Here is a 16,338-nt window from a genome sequence, read left to right as displayed (position 1 = left end):
GCCCCGTTAATCATCGCTAATGACTTTGATAGCCTGGTGCTTTTCCTTGCCGGATATCTAGACCCGACGGCAAGCATAAAATATTGATTAAAGCGCGTTTCAAGTTGCTGACTGGAGATGAAAGACATTAAGAGTTTGACGTTTAATTAAGACAAAAAAATACCGGTAAGACAACTTACCGGTATCAAAGTATCAATAAATCTTTATTGTTTTATTTTGCTTTCTATGGATTCCAAGTCGCATCCAATCCAACACCGCTATATGTACGATAAGCATTTAAACTAATATGCCAAGTACCTGCCGCAGGGTTGTTGAAAGTACACGTCTCTGAGTTACCGTTTCTGTATGGACGGCAATCATAAGAACTTGAAGTGGGTTGTGCGCCGTAACGAACAAACAAGTCAGCATCACCGCTACCACCAGCGATTACAACAGTGAACGTACTCATGCCCGCTGGAATGTCTAGGGTATAGTGATCCCAGTTACCACGTGAACCTGACAGATTATCCAGTGAAGCACTTCCGCCAGTAGCACCACCGCCACCGCCAGTATCTTCAGTGAAAGAACCGGTTAATGAAACGCCTGAGAACGCGCTGTAAGCTCGAACCATCACATAGTAAGTTCCGGCTTGAGGCGTTGCAAAGCTACAAGTTTCTTCGTTGCCGCTTCTGTAAGGTCGACAGTCATAGCTAGAAGTCGTCGGCGCTGCGCCGTATCTTACGTATAAGTCAGCATCACCAGAACCGCCAGTAGTGACAAATGATAAATCAGTGGCACCAGCTGGAACTTCCATAGTGAAACTGACGGTATCGCCACGTGCAGCCGAGAGTCCGGTTTTGGCAACGCCATTTGTCAGTACATTATCGGTTACCGGAGGCTCAGTCACAGTGACAGTCTGTGATGTCGAGTTTGTACCGCCATCATTATCAGTGACTGTAAGCTGAACGGTGTAAGTCCCTGCAGCTGAGTAATTGTGAGAAGGGCTTGCGCCAGTGGCTGTACCACCGTCACCAAATGTCCAAGAGTAAGCAGCGATTGAGCCATCGGTATCTGAACTACCTGAACCGTTGAATGAACACGAAAGATCATTACATGAACTCGTAAACGATGCCGTTGGTAATTCATTTTGGTTACCACCGCCAGAACCGTCGCATCCATTAGCTGTGATATAGTCGCTTGCCGCTTTAGCTTTTACAATACCGTTACCAAAGTAAACGTCATGTCCTGTTGCACCAGCATCTTCAGCGGTCAGTTTAAGTACATTACGAATTTCCGTACCGGTACAAGAAGGATGATTAGACCAAACTAGCGCCGCGACACCAGCAACACCTGGTGTTGCCATCGACGTACCACTCATTAAACCGTAATCACCGGGCCCAACAGAAATAGACGCACTTGATGCGCCGATAAGCGCAGAACGGTCAGCAAGGTCTGCGCCTAGTGCAGGTATTGAAGTTGTATTTGAAGTACCTAACGTACCTTGTAAAATACCCGCAACGTTATTGATGATTACCGCACCGATACCACCACTGTCTTCACAGTTTTTAACTTTGTCGAAGAAAGAAACGTTACCGCGATCTATCATACAAATTTTGCCATTAGCACCCGCGTCAGTTGTCTCCGCAGTACCCATAAAGTAAGTAGAGCCAGAAGCATTACCTGTGTTTTCCATCGCGGCTGCTGCGTAACCACTACCATCAGCAGTTAAGCCTGCAACGGTAGCTCCGCCTGAAGGGTAAGTTGAAAGGGTATTCACACCACCAGCAGTTGCTTCAACACAGTTTGTTTTTGCTGTGTTACAAGAGGGATGTTGCGAGAAATCTGCGATGTTGTTATCGGCGTCATTTGCACCGATCATCATAACTGAATCGTAACCAGCCGGGTAAGAACGGGTGGTGTTTCCATCATTACCTGCAGCAGCTAAAACGAGACCACCATTTGCGGTGAAGTTATCAAATGCATTTCTTTCCGTGCTATTTGCAGCTCCACCACCAAGACTCATGGTGATGATGTTTGCGCCAGCGTTCGCACAGTCGCTTGCTGCTTGTGCTAAGTCAGAAGAATAACCCCAACCAGCGGCATTAAATACTTTAATGATGTGCATTGGCACGCCAGGCGCCATACCAATAACACCAAAACCATTATCTGCAGCACCAACGGTCCCTGCAACGTGAGTACCGTGAGGACCACCGTCAGCGTTCCAGTTTCCAGTACCAGAATCGTTAGTACCAGTAATGTTGGACCATACAAAGTCGTTGTTTAATCCGCCAGTCTCACCGTTAGAGCCAGCGATACCTGAGTCGATAACACAAACTTTTTGACCAGGTTGTAAAGTTAACTGGTTAGCTTGCGACTGATAGATTGCGTATGGCGTCAACTGCGTAGTATTTGGATCGCCAGCATCGTCATTGTAGAGAGCCATAAATTTACGTGGCGCATCAATTTCTAAACTTTCCACCATTGGATTTTTGCGTAAAGCTTTGATGTCGGCTTTGGTTAACATCGCAGCAATTGCATACTGGTCAGAAATTTCTTTTTTGACTTTAATTCCGCGTGCCTTTAATTGGCTTTTTGCGGTGATAGCATTGAAGCCTGGCTTGCCAGATGCTTTCATCATCGTATTAGATTCTGTTTTCTTATATTTGACGATGTAGCGAACCGGGGCTTGTTCGACGGAATCAATGGCAACTGGTTTTAATGAAATTTCATTTAAACCTGCGGCACTAACGCCCGCCGTGAGCGTTACCCCCAAGATGCCCGCAGTAACTGCGGAAGCAACCTTTTTGATCGGATATTTCATGCGTACTCCCAACTTTATGATTGTTTATTAATGGATGCTGTGAGTGTTATTTTTTAGTTTTGAAAAGCCATTTCGTTTGTAAACAATTTGACCAGCCTCTACAGCACGTTCCGAATATATCAATTTGAGGAGAATAAAAAAGGTCAAAAACGACCATTTTTGCGAATATTCCGCCAAAAAAGCGGTAATATTACCAAATTATATTTAATAACAGTGTTTGCTTAAATAATTCCGTTTTTTTGTCATAAAACTGAAAAAATAATTACCCTGTTAAATAAAAGCGTTATTTTAATTTTGACGGTTTAAAATATTTTAAACGATAATCCGATAACATTCTGTTGCGCAAAAATGGGTTTCGTTCTTAATCAAACGTTCAAGTAAAGGTCCCAAGTAAAGATTTTAAGTAAAGCTTTCAAACGTGGTTTCAACAACAACGATGTGAGCGGTACTTTTTCTCATGAAGCGCTAGTTAGCTTAATCGGTTCAAACGCTTAGGGTAGTGCGTTACTTTTTTTGCTCATTTGGGACTATACTCAAGGAAAATGTAGTGAAGATAGTTGATTTATGGGTGACCTCGGAGAAAACACGGATTTAGTGAGTCAAATTGCCGGATTTACCTCGCTTCGCGACGTCGATCTTCTGGAACTGAGTTTGTTAAAAAGCATCTACGCTATCGTAAACCCAATCCAAGTGAGTCTCCTCGCATTAGACAATCAAAACATTATTCTTAAGCAGGTGGATTACTCGTCATTAAAACACGGCACCATCACCAGCAAAGTTAAAGCAAGCAAAGAACTGTTATCAGCCTGTGAACTCTTAGATAGTATGCCAACCGATTATTATACGGTTAATTTGGATAATCATGCGTTGACGTTATTTTTATTATCCCACACCCGAAAAGTCGCTCAATACATTACGATTGAGTCCAACTCCTTTGGGGTCTCAAAATCTAATTCACAACAAATTATGGGAATGTTGCGAATTTATCGTAATTTTAAGCAGCTGTTATTAGAATCTCAAACTGATGAGCTAACTGGATTATCCAACAGAAAAGCCTTTGATGAGGTCATAAAAAAGATCCACGACTCAGTTTTACCAACGCCAGAAAAGTTCGACAATGAAAAACGTCAAGAGGCTTCTGACAATGCGTTGTGGCTCGCAATGGTAGACATCGATCATTTTAAAAAGATAAACGATCAGCATGGTCATTTAATGGGGGATGAAGTATTGATGCGAATTGCACAAACCATACGCGCATCGCTCCGTGAGAATGACATGTTATTTCGATATGGAGGGGAAGAGTTCACGCTCATCTTTAGTGCGGCCGATTCAGATGAAGCGAGCAGCATTTTACACCGCTCTATGAATGCCGTGCGTAATATCAATATCGCGCAGGTTGGGAAAATCAGCGTTAGCATTGGCGTAGTTAAAATGGAGAGGAACGTTTTTCATATGACACTCGTTGAGCATGCTGATAAAGCACTTTACAAAAGCAAAGACGATGGACGCGATAGGGTGACATTTTTTAATTCGGATGATTTTACTAAGACCGACGCCGCAACCAATTCCGACTGTGAACTGTTTTAGCTGCTTTCCGACTGACTATCCAGACTATATTACCATCCACTCAGACCAAACGAAGGTAACATTTGTCTAACCTATGGTCACATAATATCAATTGAAGTTAATCCATTAATACAGTACCGTTGTGTCACATTTTCTAAACAATTGTTATTGAGATTAACGTGAAAAAAACACTTTTAATATTACTAGCATTGGTATTTCCATTCTCTGCGCATGCCGACACACTGAAAGTCACTGCATGGAATATTGAATGGCTTGGCTCGCATGAACGAAATATCAGAAATGAAGCGGACTATAAAGAGTTAGCAAGGTATGCAAAGCAACTTAATGCCGATGTTATCGCCTTGCAGGAGGTCGATGGCGCTGATTATGCCAAGAAAGTGTTTGGCGACGAGTACGATTATTACTTTTCGACGAAAGATTGGGTACAGCGAGTCGGCGTCGCGGTCAGAAAGTCGGCCGGCTATGACGTTAAATCCATTGAATACAAAGCGCTTGATGTCGGCAGAGTGCGTCATGGGATGGATATCATAATGACAAAAGGTGATAAGCAATTAAGATTACTCGCCGTTCATTTAAAGTCGGGATGTTTTGATTTACCACTAGACAGTAAGAGCATTGCCGCAATGCCTGCGGAGGATGATAGACAAGAAAGACGCAAAATTGCGTGTGATATCTTGGGGAAACAAATAGAGCCGCTAGAATCTTGGATCGATGCTCGGGCATCGGAGGGGATCCCGTTCATGGTGTTAGGCGATTTCAACCGACGATTTGTTAAGGATATCGCCAACAAGCAACCTGAAGATGCTGGGTTATGGCAAGCAATCGATGATGAAGGTAACGAAGCACTTTGGTCGCCAACATTAGAAAAAGAGTCAGCGTGTTGGGGCGGTTATTATAAAGATTATATTGACCATATAGTGATGGACGTTAATGCCAGAGCAAAGTATGTGGAAGACTCGTTTGAACAGTTAGTCTTTGAGCCAGAGTATACCAAAGAAATTAGTTCAAAACTGAGCGACCATTGCCCGATTTCGGTCAAACTAACGCTGTAACATTGAGGCTCAAAGTTAGGGCCAGATAAAGTCGCTTTGATAGCCCTAATTAAGCAAGATAATTAGGGCTTGAATAACATCGCTTATTTTCGGTCAATAATTATTTGTTTGCAATTACGCACCAGCGACTAGCTTTTCAATAGATGAATACATCTAGCCATGAAAAAACTGCAAACCAAAATTGACAATTTCGGCTTGCAGAAAGCGAGGGTATTTAGTCGTCGATTTTATCGATACGTTGATAATCGTTTGCTTCAAGGTCTTCGTTGACACATTCGAGCATGTACACCTCTAAACGTTCGGCAGTTACACCGTCCTCAAGTGCATACTCTTTGCAAGTCTCAATGTACTCGTCGAGTACTTCTTTCGGTGCAGGTTGTCCTGAGCCAGTAGCGGTTACATTTAAAGCAATTACCAAAGCAAACAGTGTGAAGATGGTTTTCATTGTGATCTCCAGTGGATTAAAACCGAGCGCTAAATTAACTCGACTCGGCGAAAGAAACCAACAAATGTTTTTAATATTGATCACAAAAATTATTGATTCTAACTTAATCTGGCTTTAGTCAGTTTCAGCGATGTCGCTGACTAGCTTGAGGACTTCTTCAATTGTGTCTGTGTTTCGGTTTTCATGGTGGTAACACGCGAAAATTGGGCGATTAAATGTGGGGGCTTCTTGGATTTGAAACAAAGACTTACCCAGTAAATCCGCGACCATTCTCTGCGGTAAATAGGCACTGCCGCCGTGGTCCATAATAAACTCCAGCGCAATCCTGGCAAGGGTTGTGTTCATAATTGGAGGGGCTAAGTCTTGGAATACCTGAGAAAAGTTGATTTCAAATGCTGTACCCCAATCAACTGCGACATAATTGGTATTGAGTGCGGACTCTAACTGCTGCAATTGATTGGTCGACACTAAAACTAATTCAGCTTGGGCAATCGGTTTGGAGACTAAATCGGTTATTTTGGCAGGTTCATAAACTAAAGCGATATCTAACGTTCGCTCGACTAAACGACGAATTAAAACGTCTTGACCATGCGATTCAGCTCTTAATGCGAGATTCGGAAACTTGCGGTGAGTTTCATTGAGTGCATCTTGTAGAATCAAATCCCATAGACCGCTTGTTCCGCCAAAAGATAAAACAAACTGCTGTTTCTTTTTGAGTGAAACAGCGGCACGAGCGCGTTCCCAAGCATTCAGCATCGATTCTGCGTGGTCGATTAGTCGCTCACCCGCGGGTGTGAGTTGAAGGTTATTACGATACCGCGTAAACAGAGTAACACCAAGAGTCGATTCCAGCTGTTTAATACGTGCACTCACTGCAGCTTGCGTGAGATAAAGGTTTTCCGCGGCTCTTCCGAAATGTCGCGTATTTTTGACCTCAAGAAAGGTCTTTAACAGTTCTGTATCCATGTATTAGATTCGTTGAAATTGTTGAAATCGCACCTAACCCTTTGAAATTCTAGTGAGTTATTGGCAACTAAACAACCTAGAAGGAAGTGCGATTATTATTAAAAAAATTTTTATGGAAAGATATAAAATTTTTTATTTTATTTTCTCTGTACCTCGGTGTATTTAATAGCGAGTTCGGATTATGGAAACAAAGGCGTTTCAAAACTGCACTAATTTGTAATCATTATAGAGGTATCAAATGGGCACAAGAGAAGATTTTCTTTCTAGACGATTTTATGATGACGAGCGATTTCCGTATGGTTTTTCTAAGTCTGGCTGCTTTACCGTATCGGAATCTGAAAGTTTGGAGTCTATGGGGGCATACTTTAAAGCCCTTGAAGAAGGGTTATTAACCGATTTGAACGAAGACGACATGCGCGTCATCAAAGTGTTGCGCGGAGAAGTGGAAGCTTCGAGCTTTGATGAAAAGACTTGGCTAAAATACAGTACATTCCCCAAACGCTCTCAAGTGTGGGTAGTTGATAGAGAAAAATCTCAAAAAGAAGCGGCAACTGAGGAGTTCGATGACTTGGATGATAGCCTAGTGTTAGAGGATGACGACGTTTATATATAGTTGTTGAAAAGTAATGATTATTGAATCGGCTTTAGCTAAGCCTGGTGGGGCGCAAAAACGAGTCGCAGACACCTAATGTGTAAGCGTTATTGCTTTGTCACCAGGTAAAGCAAATTGGTTGGAAATAACGTTCAAACAGACCGCAAACAACCTTGAAACAACCATGAAACAACGTAGGCTTCTTAACGCTCGTCCTTGATCGTTATCTGATCAATTGATATCAATGCAAAGTGGCTTAGCTCCCGTTGGTCGTTCATTGTTACTTTTCAAACGTTTTAGCTGCTTAAATTTGGCGCTTAGTTAAGTGGTTAGATTATTCGCTCAGACTGACAGCTTCTTGCAACGAGATTCGATAATTCTAATAAATCATATAAACGCTTGATTTTTAATAAAATCTAGTCGACCATTTGAGTTAATTCCCAAATAAACGAGATGATTGATGAAAGTCGCAATTCTATCTAGAAACCCGAAGCTCTATTCCACAAGACGACTCAAAGAAGCGGGCATAGCAAGAGGCCATGAAGTTGATATTATCAATACGCTGCATTGCTATATGGATATTACTCGGAGTCGGCCTGCCATGCGCTATCATGGTGTGGAGCTCCCAAAATATGATGCAGTTATTCCACGAATTGGCGCGTCCGTAACCTTTTACGGTACGGCTATTGTCAGACAGTTTGAAATGATGGGGACTTTTTGTGTTAACGAATCAGTCGCAATTAGCCGCTCAAGAGACAAGCTTCGGTCGCTCCAGCTAATGTCACGTAAAGGCGTCGGCTTGCCGAGAACCGGTTTTGCTCACCGGCCTGATAATATCAAAGATTTGATTAAAAATGTTGGAGGTGCACCTGTTGTTATTAAGCTTTTGGAGGGTACTCAAGGAATAGGCGTGGTCTTAGGTGAAACAGCGAAAGCGGCAGAGAGTGTGATTGAAGCTTTTATGGGCCTCAATGTGAATATATTGGTCCAGGAATTTATCAAAGAAGCGGGCGGTGCAGATATCCGCTGTTTTGTGGTTGGCGGGAGAGTAGTGGCCGCCATGAAACGCCAAGGTGCTGAAGGGGAATTTCGATCAAATTTGCATCGAGGTGGCAGTGCAACCCTGATTAAGCTCAGCAAAGAAGAGAGGGCGACAGCGGTCCAGGCAGCAAAAGTAATGGGGCTCAATGTTTGTGGTGTCGATATTTTGCAGTCGAATGATGGTCCAGTCGTAATGGAAGTCAATTCTTCACCCGGTTTAGAGGGAATTGAGACCGCGACCAAAAAAGACGTCGCAGGGATGATTTTCGAATTTATTGAAAAGAATGCAAGGCCTAATCGCACACGAACCAGAGGTAAAGGCTAGTGGTATCCGAATTAATCATCGGCGGCGAAAAAATTGCTAAAGGTGAAAGTAAAAAAATAGAGATCCCGATTGGAACCCTCTACACGGATATCAGTCTTTACTTGCCCGTCTTTGTCAAACGGGGTAAGCGAGATGGGCCTAACCTTTTTGTGAGCGCTGCAATCCATGGAGATGAGCTAAATGGTATTGAAATTATTAGCCGACTGATTAACTCAAAAAGAATCGCCAACTTAAAAGGGACGTTAATTGCAGTGCCGCTGGTAAACCCCTATGGCGTATTAAATCAAAGTCGGTATTTGCCTGACCGGCGGGATTTAAATCGATGTTTCCCAGGCTCTAAAAAAGGGTCGTTAGCGAGTCGCATGGCAAACTTATTAATGAAAGAAGTTGTCTCTAAATGTCAGTACGGGATTGACCTTCATACTGGCGCAATCCATCGAACGAATTTACCGCAAGTTCGCGCCGATCTTGAAGATCCGGAAACCTTATCGCTTGCTAAAGCTTTCGGCGTTCCTGTGTTACTTAATTCTAATCTTAGAGATGGATCCTTGCGCGAGTCTGCCCATGAGTTAGGCGTAAAAATATTACTTTATGAAGCCGGTGAAGCGTTACGGTTTGACGAGTTAAGCATAAGGGCAGGATACCGTGGAATCATCAACGTCATGGTCGAACTAGGCATGTTAAGAAAGCTGCGTTCTAAAAAAGCTAACGTGGAGCCTTTTGTTGCTAGAGATTCAACCTGGATGAGAGCCGGCAACAGCGGCATTGTCAGCCACAAAAAGGAAGTCGGTGATTTTGTTGAAAAAGGCCATGTATTAGCCAATATCAAAGATCCCTTTGGTGAGGTCATCGATAAAGTGATCTCAAGTGTTTCAGGGATTGTTATCGGTAAACAGAATATTCCGCTCACCCATGAAGGTGAGGCAATGTATCACATTGCTTATTTTAAAAAGCCTGATGAAGTTGTCGATAATATTGAGATTCTTCAAGATAACTTGGTACCAGATTAAGCTTTATTATGAATAAGAGTCGAGCAAAGTATGAATGATAAAATGATAGTGGGTGCGTTAGAGTTTTGTTCACTCCCTGATCTTGAAATCAGCAATTTACATATGCGTGTTGATACGGGGGCAAAAACTTCCGCTTTACATGTCGATAATATCGAAGAGTTCGAAAAAGATGGTGCGAGATGGGTTCGTTTTGATATTCACCCGGACTATCATGATGTTGATAGAGTGGTTCGTCGAGAAGCAAAAGTAAAGTCAAAACGACGAATTAAAATGGCCAATGACAAGAGCGAGACACGCTATGTCATTGACACTAAGTTCGTGCTGAAAGATCAAGAATGGCCGATCGAATTGAATTTAACCGATCGGTCCAACATGACCTATTTAATGTTGTTAGGCCGTGAAGCAATGATCGGCCGTTTGTTAGTGGATCCAGAAAAAGAATATGTGCTAACCAGTTAAATGCAACGAAAACGCTAAGATTAACCTTTGTAACGTTGCGTAGTCGAGACGCCTGTAATAGTAACGCCTTTAATAGTAGAAGCCAGGTTAACAATTAAAGCGCAGTTTAGAACGTCGCCACAATGTCGAGTGCGAGTGGGTAACTATTCTATGAGAGAACGCAACATCCAGGCGTTTTTCTCGTGTACTTCGACTCGACGCGAAAGGAAATCGGCGGTCACGACATCGTTTAAGCGAATTGCTTCCTGAGCCGCTGCGCGTAGGCTTCGACAGCAAATTTCATTGGCATTAACGAGAGACCATATCATTTCTAACGCTTTCATATCGCCGCCAATATCACTTAGCCTCGATTGATTGTGTAATTGAGTAACATTTCGTGGACCAAGAAAACCGATGGCTCTCACTCTTTCCGCTAAGGCATCGATTGCAATAAAAAGCTCTTGGTATTGCGCCTTCGTCAATGTATGTACCGAGTAAAATAGTGGCCCGGTAATATTCCAGTTTACAATTCTGGTTTTGTCATGCAGTGAGTAAGTGTCGGCCAAGGCTTTTGTGAGTAGCTTTGAGAGCAATTTCCTGTCGTAGCGCATCACACCATTATCGACTGCAGATTCGTCAATTGGTTGGTTGAATACCGTGTTCGTTATTGTCATATGGTTACCTTCTAGAAAGCAATTTCGTCTTAATCATTATAGGGGCGCGGCTGCAACGTGCTAGCCGCGATCTAATTCCATTGAAGCGTGCTAAGAAATTAACGAACGTAGCATCCAAGCGAATTTTTCGTGTTGTCCAATACGGCTAGTCAATAAATCTGCAGTGCTAACATCTTTCGCAATCTCGGCAGCTTCGACAGCAAATCGTAAGTTTTTACTAATCAACTCGTTTGCTTCGACTAAATCTTTCACCATATCAATTGCGCCTAAGTCATCTTCGGCATCCTTGATCGAAGAGTAGTGTCTCAGTTGACCCAGGGTTGCTGGCGCTAAGAATCCGATTGCGCGGATCCGCTCAGCAATAATATCGATCGCCTCGTTGATATCCTGATACTGCTCTTCCGTTAATTGATGCACTGCATGGAATAGGGGGCCCGAAATATTCCAGTGAACAATTTGTGTCTTAATGTTGAGCATGTAGCTGTCAGCAAGCGCTTCAGACAGTTTAATCGACAGCGCTTTTCTGTCGCCTCTTACTACGCCGTTGTTTACAGTTGATTCATCTGATTGAGTGTTCAATACTGTAGTTAAACGCGTACTCATTTTTTCTCCTTAGGATTGTGAATGTCATTAATGGAGAAGCAGATATGATGCCAACCCGGAATATCAGGCTTTGAATCGCGAAATATGAGAAAATTAACCCTGAACTGGTGCATATCAAACACGATTTTGCTTAAATCAACCAAATTAGGCATTTTGTTTTGCGCTTAAACCTTGAAGTTAGTGAGCTAAAGTGCGACCTATTGCGTACTTAAACTTTTATTTACGGGAGTTTTAATACTTTGTCAAAACGCTTACTCATCATTGATAACCCAGACACAATCAGCCAGTCGCTTGTCTCCGCAATGAATAAAGAACAATGGCAGCTTGAAGTAGCCAGTAGCTTCTCTCAAGCAAAAACACTGCTAGTTAACGATGAACTTGACCCGCATGTAATCCTTTGTGCCGTTGAATTAGTTGATACCAGAGCAATCAATGATATTGGAGCTTTAGCGCTTTCGACCATTGACTGTGAGTGGCTTTTTATCACTGAGAAAACCGAAGACAGTATCGATGAAATTTTAGATGACCTAGCTTTCGAGCGGTTAAACCGACAAGAGGAATCCAAACGATTTGAGAAAAGTATTAATCGAGCCTTTCGGTCATCACTAACTCGTCGTCGACTCAACGCTTATTCCCAAGCGAATAATAAACGCTATAGTGTCGATGCCTATTTGGGAAACAGCAAACCGGTCAAACGCGTAAAAAAAATGATAACGAAACTCAAGAACGTACCGGTTAGTGCAATGGTTATTCGCGGTGAAACGGGTACTGGCAAAGGTCTTGTTGCAAAAATTGTTCATACGACAGGCTTGAGAAAAGATGGGCCATTCATTGAATTAAACTGTGCTGCATTACCAAAGGATTTGTTAGAGTCACAATTATTCGGGCATGAGGCGGGCGCGTTTACTGGTGCTCAATCACGCCAAAAGGGTTTATTTGAACAAGCGGATGGCGGGACGCTATTTTTAGATGAGATTGGCGATTTAGATATTGAATTGCAAGCCAAGTTACTCAAGGCAATTGAAGAACAAAAAATACGGCGTTTAGGGAGCGAAAAAGAACTGGCTGTAGATGTTCAAATTATCGCTGCAACGGGTGTTGATCTGGAACAAGCGGTTATTGCTAATGAATTTCGTGACGATCTCTATCATAGACTCAGTGTATTTATTCTTAATTTACCGGCATTACGTGTTCGTAAAGAAGATCTACTTGAGTTAGTGCCACACTTTATTGCTGAGTTTAATACTAAAGCGAACAAACATGTTGAAAATATCAGCGATGATATTTGGGAGAAACTGCTTCAACACGAGTGGCCTGGTAACGTTAGAGAACTCAGAAATGTATTAGAGCGATGTGTTTTACTATCCTCAGATTCTTTATTACCGGTAGAATGGTTGCAGCTCAGCAGCAGTCTCAGCAACTCTATCGATTCAAGCCCAGCGGTTTCCGCTGAAAATGTGTTGCAGATTCCGCTTGATGGCTCACTTTCACTCGAATCAATTGAAGCGCGAGTGATAAAAACCATCCTAGAACGAACAAATTTTAATGTTACTGAAGCTGCTAAACTGCTGGGTACCACTCGTCAAACTTTGCGCTATCGAGTGCAAAAATATGGATTAAAATAATTCGGACTTAAAACGACCTTTGTGGTTGATTTGCGCCAGCGTTGTTCATTTCAACCAGGCTTAAGTAACATTGCATCTCCCTAACCCTAATCATTTCTACAATATCGCAATTGGTATAGTAATTGCTCGTTGTCCTTGCAGAACCATAACAATGGTCGATCTTTTTTATAATTAACTTACTAACTGATAGAAGAGGGAACAATGAGATTTGTCACTGAAGATAATCAAATAAAATGTATTCGCACCCAACTTGCTGCTGACGGTGAGTCCACTCACTCAGTTGAGATCACTTCGTTTGATGAAAACCAGCAGCAAATTCCACCCCACGCGGCCGCATGCCTTTCTGAGTTTGAAATAAAGCGACTTGAAGCTTGGCTCGCTGAAAGAGCATCGTTAAAACAGAAACTTGAACAGGAACCCGTGGAACGCACGATATTGGATACTCTGCCTGATATGATGCTGCAAGCAAAGCAAGCGTTAGCGCGGATCGATCAGGTTGATATTGAGTTATTCAAGCGCCTTAAAAAGTCGATTAGAGAACTTGATGAGCATCTAGACAGTTATCACGTCATCGTCGATTCGCCAGATGAGTCCATTGATTATCTGCAAAAAACGGAAGTTCTCAAAGAAAAACTGAGCAATATTAAAGCAAGTCTCTAAGAGACAATTCGAATGTTAAATCGTTATTCAGTCGCTGGTTCAACTCTGAGTATGCAAAAACGGTCTAAATCGTTCAGAGAAAGTCTCTTAAGGCAAAATTAAAATTTTGACTCGAGTTTTTAAGCCAGCCAACATCTAGGTGAACAGATAAAAAATAAGGTAGAAAATGGGTATTAAAAGTATTTTAGTAAACATCGATTATAGCCGTCAATGCGACAGCGTTATGGAGACGGCGTTTTCTTTAGCGCGTTTTTTAGACGCTGCTTTAACAGCAGTGTGCGTTTATCGTCATGATACAGAAGCTGTCGTTGCTACGCCGCTCAACGCGTTCGAACCGGCACATTCAATTGGCGCAGACATCGCTAAGACTTTACACTTGAGACTGAAGGAAATACGGCAAAAACTGGATACCTATCAACAACGCTTTGGTCAAAATTATGACTTGAATTTTTACGAAGGCAAAACAAGTAAGATTCTTGCTGAGCTAAGTCGTTGTCATGATTTGCTGATGATTAATGCAGATTTTGAAGAAGAAAACGCCTTTTCAACCATAACGCCATTACCAAACAATATCGCGACTCAAGCGGGTTGCCCTGTACTGGTGATTCCAGCTGAGATGAACACACAATTTCAAGCGCGAAACCCATTAGTTGTATGGAATGGGACACCTGAGTGTTCGCGTGCGGTGAGTGATTCAATCCCTTTGTTTAGCAAAGCTGATAAAGTTTCATTAATCAATGTTCAAAAACGGCACTCATCGACAATATCAAGAGAAGAATTAATCAACGAACTAACTGACTATCTCGCAAGGCACAATATTGAGTCTGAACGAATAAAACCGAGCAGTGGTAAAGATAAGAAAACGATAGAACAGGTAAAACATGCCGTAAAAAAAGGCGGAGTTGATATGCTTGTTCTCGGCGCGTATGGGCATTCGCAGTTGAGGGAACTTTTTTTTAGCAGTCAGACTAAAGAGCTACTGAATCGATTTAATCTACCGGTTTTGTTGTCGCATTGATGTCGAAAGATGATACTAATAGGCAAATAAAACTAAGCACAAGAGAAGCTGTCGAATGATGCGTGAATGGGGAAAATCTAAAGACTGATGCACAATAAATATATAAATACACTCCATAAATTTATCGACGATGAATACGAGGGCAGGGCATGCCTAGAGATAAGCGATAAAGCGTGTAAGGTCGTCCCTGGTAATGCGCTATTTGTTATTGTATCGCTTGTGTTGAGTAAAATAGCTGATACTTTAGCGAGTGCAAAAATTGTTTTGCCTTGGTTAATGACGGCAACTGGCGCACCGATCTTTCTTATTTCCTTGCTCGTGCCGATTAGAGAAGCTGGCTCGATGCTCCCGCAGTTAATTTTAGGTGCTTTTATTCGTCAAAAACCGATCCGTAAAAATTATCTAGTTGTCGGTGCACTGTTACAATCGGTTATGATCGCCGGACTGTTGCTGGTTGGATTGTATTTGACTGATATGTTAGCGGGGATCGCGATCGTAGTGCTCACGCTATTTTTTAGTCTTGCACGTGCGATCGCTTCAATTGCGAGTAAAGATGTTATAGGTAAAACGATTCCCAAAAAAAAACGAGGCTTACTTACTGGTAAAGCAGCTACGATTTCTGGCCTGTTCAGTATTGTTTTAGGCGGTATGTTACTCTTCTATTATGAGGATAAAAATGGGGTTAGTGAACTATTAATTATTGCGATTGTTAGTTTCACCTTGTGTGCACTAACCTGGGGATTTGTCAAAGAATATCCGGGAGCGACTTCTGGGTCGGTTAATGGCTTAAGCCTCGCAGTCGATAATCTCGTTGTCGCATGTAAAAACAAAGATTTTGTTCGTTTTGTTATAGTCAGAGGATTAATGATCACCTCGGGTTTGGGTGTACCTTACTTTGTGCTATTAATTCAACAAGAGACCAGCGGAACCTTGTCGAACTTAGGAAGTTTAATCATTTTAAGTGGCGCAGCTAGCTTTGTTAGTGGCGCCATCTGGGGTCGATTGGCGGACCGGAATAGCAAGGGCTTAATTACACTAATTGCCATCATCAACATGCTAATCTTTCTTGTAGGAATGCTGGTACACGGTCTAGATTCAGCTAGCTTATATGGGTACCTCGCTTTTTTCTTCTCTCTGTCCGTGATGCACGAGGGCGTTCGTCAGGCGCGTAAGACCTATATAATTGATATGGCTGAAGACGATAAACGGACTGCATACGTTACTGTGAGTAACACGCTCATTGGTATTTTATTGCTTTTTATTGGGGCCGTTAGCGGGGTGATCGCTCATTATTCTATCACGGCAGTGTTAGCGACTTTTGCAATGTTAAGTCTTATTGCAGCAATGTTGAGCACTCAACTAAAAAACGTTTCTCAATAGCGAAGTCAAATAAAATTAGAATGCTGTTAAGTCAGACTTATTATCAAGTAACGAGCGAATTTAAAACGAAGATTTGGTGTAATCTATGCCATAATGTTTTTACTAGAACGAAAAAACAACGA

General features: G+C 42.2%; 15 protein-coding genes. 10 read left to right on the top strand and 5 right to left on the bottom strand.

What is annotated here, in order from left to right:
• Positions 1-223: 223 nt before the first annotated feature.
• The gene (locus FLL45_RS23085) at positions 224-2,800 is read right to left on the bottom strand and encodes a pre-peptidase C-terminal domain-containing protein (protein ID WP_185964342.1); all 2,577 of its coding nucleotides are present in this window, start codon (positions 2,798-2,800) and stop codon (positions 224-226) included.
• Positions 2,801-3,364: 564 nt separating this feature from the next.
• Between FLL45_RS23085 and FLL45_RS05550 the strand changes: the two genes are divergently transcribed.
• Both FLL45_RS05550 and FLL45_RS05545 read left to right on the top strand, forming a co-directional pair.
• A complete protein-coding gene (locus FLL45_RS05550; protein ID WP_142940982.1) occupies positions 3,365-4,387 on the top strand; it encodes a GGDEF domain-containing protein in 1,023 nt (340 codons plus the stop codon).
• 158 nt (positions 4,388-4,545) lie between these two features.
• The gene (locus FLL45_RS05545; RefSeq protein ID WP_210247117.1) at positions 4,546-5,439 is read left to right on the top strand and encodes an endonuclease/exonuclease/phosphatase family protein; all 894 of its coding nucleotides are present in this window, start codon (positions 4,546-4,548) and stop codon (positions 5,437-5,439) included.
• Positions 5,440-5,653: 214 nt separating this feature from the next.
• On the opposite strand, the gene FLL45_RS05540 is transcribed toward FLL45_RS05545, so the two are convergent.
• Together FLL45_RS05540 and FLL45_RS05535 are read right to left on the bottom strand one after the other, a co-directional pair.
• A complete protein-coding gene (locus FLL45_RS05540) occupies positions 5,654-5,884 on the bottom strand; it encodes a hypothetical protein (RefSeq protein WP_142940980.1) in 231 nt (76 codons plus the stop codon).
• Between the two features lie 114 nt (positions 5,885-5,998).
• Entirely contained in the window at positions 5,999-6,850 is an 852-nt protein-coding gene (locus FLL45_RS05535) for a LysR family transcriptional regulator (protein WP_142940979.1), read from the bottom strand.
• A gap of 238 nt (positions 6,851-7,088) precedes the next feature.
• Between FLL45_RS05535 and maoP the strand changes: the two genes are divergently transcribed.
• The 4 genes from maoP (at position 7,089) to FLL45_RS05515 (ending at position 10,277) form a co-directional block, all read left to right on the top strand.
• On the top strand, positions 7,089-7,463 hold the full coding sequence (maoP, locus tag FLL45_RS05530) for a DUF413 domain-containing protein (protein ID WP_142940978.1): 375 nt from the start codon (positions 7,089-7,091) through the stop codon (positions 7,461-7,463).
• A gap of 439 nt (positions 7,464-7,902) precedes the next feature.
• Positions 7,903-8,808 carry a 30S ribosomal protein S6--L-glutamate ligase gene (gene rimK, locus FLL45_RS05525; RefSeq protein WP_142940977.1) on the top strand — a complete coding sequence of 302 codons (906 nt, stop codon included), beginning with the start codon at positions 7,903-7,905 and terminating at the stop codon, positions 8,806-8,808.
• Positions 8,808-9,818: a succinylglutamate desuccinylase/aspartoacylase family protein gene (locus tag FLL45_RS05520; protein WP_142940976.1), complete on the top strand. Its 1,011-nt coding sequence runs from the start codon at positions 8,808-8,810 to the stop codon at positions 9,816-9,818. The genes rimK and FLL45_RS05520 overlap by 1 nt, the downstream gene beginning before the upstream one ends.
• Before the next feature lie 30 nt (positions 9,819-9,848).
• Entirely contained in the window at positions 9,849-10,277 is a 429-nt protein-coding gene (locus FLL45_RS05515) for an ATP-dependent zinc protease family protein (RefSeq protein ID WP_142940975.1), read from the top strand.
• Between the two features lie 143 nt (positions 10,278-10,420).
• On the opposite strand, the gene FLL45_RS05510 is transcribed toward FLL45_RS05515, so the two are convergent.
• Positions 10,421-10,930, bottom strand: coding sequence for a Dps family protein (locus FLL45_RS05510; RefSeq protein ID WP_142940974.1), 510 nt, complete (start codon positions 10,928-10,930; stop codon positions 10,421-10,423).
• Positions 10,931-11,020: 90 nt separating this feature from the next.
• Positions 11,021-11,533, bottom strand: a complete 513-nt coding sequence (locus FLL45_RS05505; RefSeq protein ID WP_142940973.1) for a Dps family protein — start codon at positions 11,531-11,533, stop codon at positions 11,021-11,023.
• Positions 11,534-11,772: 239 nt separating this feature from the next.
• Between FLL45_RS05505 and FLL45_RS05500 the strand changes: the two genes are divergently transcribed.
• The 4 genes from FLL45_RS05500 (at position 11,773) to FLL45_RS05485 (ending at position 16,216) form a co-directional block, all read left to right on the top strand.
• A complete protein-coding gene (locus tag FLL45_RS05500) occupies positions 11,773-13,158 on the top strand; it encodes a sigma-54 interaction domain-containing protein (RefSeq protein ID WP_142940972.1) in 1,386 nt (461 codons plus the stop codon).
• Positions 13,159-13,359: 201 nt separating this feature from the next.
• Positions 13,360-13,818, top strand: coding sequence for a hypothetical protein (locus FLL45_RS05495; RefSeq protein WP_142940971.1), 459 nt, complete (start codon positions 13,360-13,362; stop codon positions 13,816-13,818).
• A gap of 166 nt (positions 13,819-13,984) precedes the next feature.
• Positions 13,985-14,836 (top strand): universal stress protein, encoded by an 852-nt coding sequence (locus FLL45_RS05490; protein WP_142940970.1) that lies wholly within the window; start codon positions 13,985-13,987, stop codon positions 14,834-14,836.
• Positions 14,837-14,923: 87 nt separating this feature from the next.
• A complete protein-coding gene (locus FLL45_RS05485; RefSeq protein WP_142940969.1) occupies positions 14,924-16,216 on the top strand; it encodes an MFS transporter in 1,293 nt (430 codons plus the stop codon).
• Positions 16,217-16,338: the final 122 nt, after the last annotated feature.

Source organism: Aliikangiella marina, from assembly GCF_007004765.1.
In the GTDB taxonomy this organism is placed as follows: domain Bacteria; phylum Pseudomonadota; class Gammaproteobacteria; order Enterobacterales; family Kangiellaceae; genus Aliikangiella; species Aliikangiella marina.
This window is presented reverse-complemented; position numbering and strand designations above follow the sequence as displayed.

Coding starts and splice junctions, on each gene's coding strand:
- FLL45_RS05515 (WP_142940975.1), top strand. CDS start 9,849: ATGAATGATAAAATGATAGTGGGTGCGTTAGAGTTTTGTTCACTCCCT.
- FLL45_RS05510 (WP_142940974.1), bottom strand. CDS start 10,930: ATGACAATAACGAACACGGTATTCAACCAACCAATTGACGAATCTGCA.
- FLL45_RS05490 (WP_142940970.1), top strand. CDS start 13,985: ATGGGTATTAAAAGTATTTTAGTAAACATCGATTATAGCCGTCAATGC.
- FLL45_RS05535 (WP_142940979.1), bottom strand. CDS start 6,850: ATGGATACAGAACTGTTAAAGACCTTTCTTGAGGTCAAAAATACGCGA.
- maoP (WP_142940978.1), top strand. CDS start 7,089: ATGGGCACAAGAGAAGATTTTCTTTCTAGACGATTTTATGATGACGAG.
- FLL45_RS05550 (WP_142940982.1), top strand. CDS start 3,365: ATGGGTGACCTCGGAGAAAACACGGATTTAGTGAGTCAAATTGCCGGA.
- FLL45_RS05505 (WP_142940973.1), bottom strand. CDS start 11,533: ATGAGTACGCGTTTAACTACAGTATTGAACACTCAATCAGATGAATCA.
- rimK (WP_142940977.1), top strand. CDS start 7,903: ATGAAAGTCGCAATTCTATCTAGAAACCCGAAGCTCTATTCCACAAGA.
- FLL45_RS05485 (WP_142940969.1), top strand. CDS start 14,924: ATGCACAATAAATATATAAATACACTCCATAAATTTATCGACGATGAA.
- FLL45_RS05540 (WP_142940980.1), bottom strand. CDS start 5,884: ATGAAAACCATCTTCACACTGTTTGCTTTGGTAATTGCTTTAAATGTA.
- FLL45_RS05495 (WP_142940971.1), top strand. CDS start 13,360: ATGAGATTTGTCACTGAAGATAATCAAATAAAATGTATTCGCACCCAA.
- FLL45_RS23085 (WP_185964342.1), bottom strand. CDS start 2,800: ATGAAATATCCGATCAAAAAGGTTGCTTCCGCAGTTACTGCGGGCATC.